This is a genomic window from Halorientalis persicus (assembly GCF_900110215.1).
GTDB classification, from domain to species: Archaea; Halobacteriota; Halobacteria; order Halobacteriales; family Haloarculaceae; genus Halorientalis; species Halorientalis persica.
The window spans coordinates 1-4,371 of record NZ_FOCX01000083.1 but is presented as its reverse complement, the minus strand read 5'-3'; the positions used below and the strand labels follow the sequence as shown (position 1 = coordinate 4,371).

The 4,371-nt window shown below is 52.9% G+C and carries 4 protein-coding genes; 2 read left to right on the top strand and 2 right to left on the bottom strand.

Translation table 11 applies throughout. The features are described from left to right. Positions 1 to 472 precede the first annotated feature (472 nt). Together BMX17_RS24570 and BMX17_RS24565 are read left to right on the top strand one after the other, a co-directional pair. Positions 473 to 1,348 carry a ParA family protein gene (locus BMX17_RS24570; protein WP_092665203.1) on the top strand — a complete coding sequence of 292 codons (876 nt, stop codon included), beginning with the start codon at positions 473 to 475 and terminating at the stop codon, positions 1,346 to 1,348. Next, on the top strand, positions 1,345 to 1,743 hold the full coding sequence (locus tag BMX17_RS24565; RefSeq protein ID WP_092665200.1) for a DUF7970 domain-containing protein: 399 nt from the start codon (positions 1,345 to 1,347) through the stop codon (positions 1,741 to 1,743). Before BMX17_RS24570 ends, BMX17_RS24565 begins: the two co-directional genes overlap by 4 nt. Positions 1,744 to 1,748: 5 nt before the next feature. Here BMX17_RS24565 and BMX17_RS24560 read toward each other — a convergent pair whose 3' ends face one another. Beyond that, positions 1,749 to 2,039 (bottom strand): PadR family transcriptional regulator, encoded by a 291-nt coding sequence (locus BMX17_RS24560; protein WP_092665206.1) that lies wholly within the window; start codon positions 2,037 to 2,039, stop codon positions 1,749 to 1,751. A gap of 212 nt (positions 2,040 to 2,251) precedes the next feature. After that, positions 2,252 to 4,135 (bottom strand): COG1361 family protein, encoded by a 1,884-nt coding sequence (locus tag BMX17_RS24555; protein ID WP_139203782.1) that lies wholly within the window; start codon positions 4,133 to 4,135, stop codon positions 2,252 to 2,254. Between the last annotated feature and the right edge of the window lie 236 nt (positions 4,136 to 4,371).

The window sequence follows — 4,371 nt, the reverse complement described above, 5'->3', positions numbered from 1 at the left end:
CCGTGACTCCCCCACTGGGGGATAGCGGTAACGGCTGTTTGGCCCAGCCTCGCGTCATTCAGTTCAGCCGGACTCGCGGATTCCAACCGCGAGCACCCGCCGAGTGACGTGTAAACCCTAATATCCCAACGCTCGGGATTCCCCCGCGTGAACGCGGGGGAGGAGGTCAATGATCTCATCGTCAGATATAATAACTGACAATACGGCGGTCTGTTCGGCTTGTTGCTTTGATTTCTTCCCGTCGTGAATGATAGGAAACACTCGTCTCTCACGGGAAGGTATTCTCCCGCTGTATGAGGAGAGTCTGATACTGCAATCATTGGTTGTGGTCATTAGTTGTGTTCACTAGTTGTGTTCACTAGTTTCACTAACCAGCTCCATCCAACAACTACATTCATCTAATCACTAGGTGGGGATCACTACTGAATGTGGCTGACGAACATTCATGATGAGGGGCATTCATGAAGAAGGTATGTTAGCGTACTCGACCTATAGTGAAGCAGGCGGAGTTGGGAAAACTACGACCGCAGCAAACCTCGCTACTGCCCACGCTCGTGCAGGACTCAAACCCCTTGTTGTCCCGCTCGACCCTCAAGACGGGGACCTCTCTCGACTTCTTGGAGTCGATGATCAGCGGACAGAGTCTGTTGACAATCTCGTCCGGCATATGATACACCGGCCGAAGGGTGACTTCGACAACCTAATCCGGACCGTCGATGGGATCGATATCGTCCCAGAGCACAATATGCTCTCAGATCTCGCCGAGTATCTCCAGCGCGAGAAAGAACAAAAAGAAGCCATGGGTGAGGCCTTTGGTATGCATTCTCAGCTGCTTCGCGTCCTCCGAGATGCTGGTGTCCCTGACGAGTATGATGTTCTTATATGTGACCCGCCCGCAACGGAGGGCGCACACTTGTACAACGCGATCCATGCAACTCGATCCCTTGTTATTCCAGTGGAACCGAGTGCAAAGGGTCAAGCTGCTGTGGAGGGACTTGAATCACTCGTTGGTGGTCTTGAAGAGCAACTTGATGTCGAAGTTGGCGTTCTAGCAGCGGTTCCGATCGGGTTCAAAGACACGCGGGACCAACGAACAATTCTCAACGAGATTGACTATCCTATTCCGGAAGTCATCGGGGAGCGGTCGTCTCTCATGGAGGGAAGTTGGATGGAGCAGTGTTCGGCATTCACTTACGTTCGCAAGCACCGGGACCGACGCCGTGATTACGAACTTGAAACACTCGCGCAGTTTGATCGGATCGCACGGTCTCTTGAGGAAAGTGTCGGCCTAGAAGCGCCGAATCCGCCAGAGCCTGGTGACCTCAACCATGGGGTGATTGAGGCATGACAGGAATGAAAGAAGGTGCCGGTGAGGATCCGTTTGCAGATGACACGAGCGGTTCAGTAGACGATATGGTTCCAGACGCCTCGCAGGACAGCGATACAACTCCTGAATCCGCATCTGAGACCACTAGTTCTGAGGAAACAACTCGTGAACCAATGCGGATTCCATATAAGTATCGGCGCGACAGCGTACAGGACGGTCGTGAGCGTGTGCCGCTGTTTCTCCAGAGCGATACCAAAGATGGCGAACATGACGCACGCCGTGAACTTGAAGATAGATTTGGTGATGACGTCTCGCTCACCGATCTACGCGAAGCGCTCGTAATGATCGGACTTGACCACCTTGACGAAGTCGAAAATAAGCTTGAAGAGTGGGGTTACGGAATGAATTTTGATTGATCTCCTCACGTCGGTGTCGCGCTCTCGTCCAGATACTGGTTCTCCCAACCTCGTCGGGCTTCGATTTCTCGCTGCCCTCGATTAGTTATCCTGTAAATGTTTGTCCGCTGGTCCTTTGTTCCCTTCTCGACAAGCCCCTTTTCAACCAATGTGTCAAGGTTTGGGTATAGTCGTCCGTGATGGATCTCACTCTCGTAGTACTGATCTAGCTTTTCTTTGAGTGCTAAGCCGTGAGGATCATCCATGCCAGCAATCACATATAACAGATCCCGCTGGAATCCTGTCAAGTCGTACATTATCATCACAGCGTTGTGGGATAGCTAAGAAACTTATGGGTCAGCTCACGTATGAATGCACCTCTCAAGTCGTGTTCTATGATTGAGATTTGGATGAGAAGGTGTTCTCAGGAGTGACGGGAATGACATCCTCGCCAGCCTGAACGACGGAATTGCCTCGCTGCGTCAAGATATTCTTCGGATGGTCCCTGCAGACTGGGGACAAGGACTGCTCAGACGGATTGCCCGGTATTGAACGCGACGATAACGTTCACGACATCTTGAGCGGACACGTCCGCTCCACCGATCTGGTCGCCGCTGTTGTACGCCACGATAGCATTCACGACATCCTGAGTCTCAAGATAACCGGTCTCGTTCTGGTCAAAACGGGCAAGATTCAACTCATCATCAGTGTTCCCTTGATTGATGTCTCCCGAGTCGCCCTCTTTATCGGGAACTGTCGCCGTCAGTGTCTGTGTTTCACCCTCAGAAATCGTCCCGCTCCGCTTGGCGTTAATCTGGCCTCCGTTTGGGACGGCTCCTTGGGTTTCTATCGCGTAGTCGCCGCTACCGGTGCCTTCAATAGTAATTTCGTACTTGCCAGCAGGAGCATCAGTCAAATAAACGATCTCTTCAGGAGGCGTGCCATCAATGGACTCAGTGGGGTGATTGAGTTGTGTCCCATCAGGTGCTGTCGCGTCAATCTGCACCGGTGAGTTGGCAACGATACTAACAAACCCATCGACTGCCTCGCTGATTGCTTCGACAACGACCTCGCCGACGACTTCTAACCCTCCAATCAGGATTCCAAGTGGGTCTGGCCGTGCTTCGTCAAGATACACAGCCGTATCGTAAGATGCACCGCTGGAATAAACTATCCTGGAGCTTTCGAATTCAATCGTTTCGCCAGAAAGGTTCAGCAGCCCCGGAGGTTGTTGATTCAGTCGCTCGTTCGGGTCGTAGACTGTTAGTTCCTTAGCACTGGTATCGTATTCGTAAGCGAGGACCTGATGCAGTCCGTCTCCACCGAGGCCGACCGGTGCTACACCAGACTCATCTATTTTATCACATATTGTGGAGAACTCGCTCTCTAGGTCGATAGACCCATACTTCATCGCGTAGTTTCCTAGCCACCAGATGCTGAAATCTTTAGCCTGGTTGTTCTGGTATTCGTCGATGTCTGTTTCGACTGTGTCGTATTCGCCAGTCGGCTGGGGTATCTCACTGGCTGATGATGCCGGGACGGAATCAGGAACTCCGGATCGGTAGTACTGTTCGGCAGCGAACACCATGCCAAAGCAGTGTCCACTCCGAAATGTCCCGTCAGTAAAATTCTCATATTCGCTTTTCGCCCATTCTCCAAGTACTGAGTCTGGTAACGGAGGTGTGAGCCTGTCTGGAATGAGATTATTTATGCCAGTGACGAACTCATCTATGAATACCGACTCATCGAGTCCAATGTGTTCGTGATCGGGGTCAAAATCGCCGCCAGATGACAGGGATGGCTCTTTGCCTTCCCAATTATAGAACGGGAAGGCGTCACTCGTGAACTCGAACGCCGGTTCTGTCACTGTAACCGTCCCAGATGCTCGGTCGTATTCGCGAGCTCCCTCGATGGTTCCCTGATTGGCTACGATGGTAAAATCGTACTCTCCAGGGTCGGTGTCGTTGGGTAGTTCGACCTGCAGGTTGGCCTCCAGGGCCTCACCGGGATCGATGGTCCAATTGGACCAGGTGAACCCATCGATGAACCCGTCGTCGGGTCCAGCTCCCTCGTTTGTGACGACCCCTAGAGGACGTTCTGGGTCGTCCAACGGACCGGGAGCTATTGTCGGGCTGCTATCATCACCGTCCCCGATGGTCGTTGACCCAGTGTTCTCTATCCTGTAGGTGAGAGCGTATGTTTCCCCTGGGGCGGCCGTCCCAGCTTGGGCTTCAAGAGCGAGATCCCCTGGCTGCTGGACGCTGATCGTGGTCGTGGCGTTGTCATAGTGAGCATAGCCGGCAACATCTAAAATCTGAGCATAAGCGGTGGCGAGGACCGGGTGGTTCCCGCTGACGGCATCTTCTCCGACTGTTAGGTCAATGGTCGCGACTTTAGTTTCGCCCGGTGACAACACGAACGGGTTCGGGTTTTCGTAGCCCGGTGTCCAAGCACCAGATTGCGGCTGGGTGTTCCAGCGCCAGTTGTCCGGATAATCCGGATTTGAGAGTTCATACCTCCACGTTGACTCCTCATCATCATCGGTCGGGTCGTACGGCCGTGTTGAATCGCTGTAAGGCAGTGGATTTCACTGTTTCACGGCCCGCTTGATGTTGTAGACCACACACATCAGGGCGATTTCACGGAACT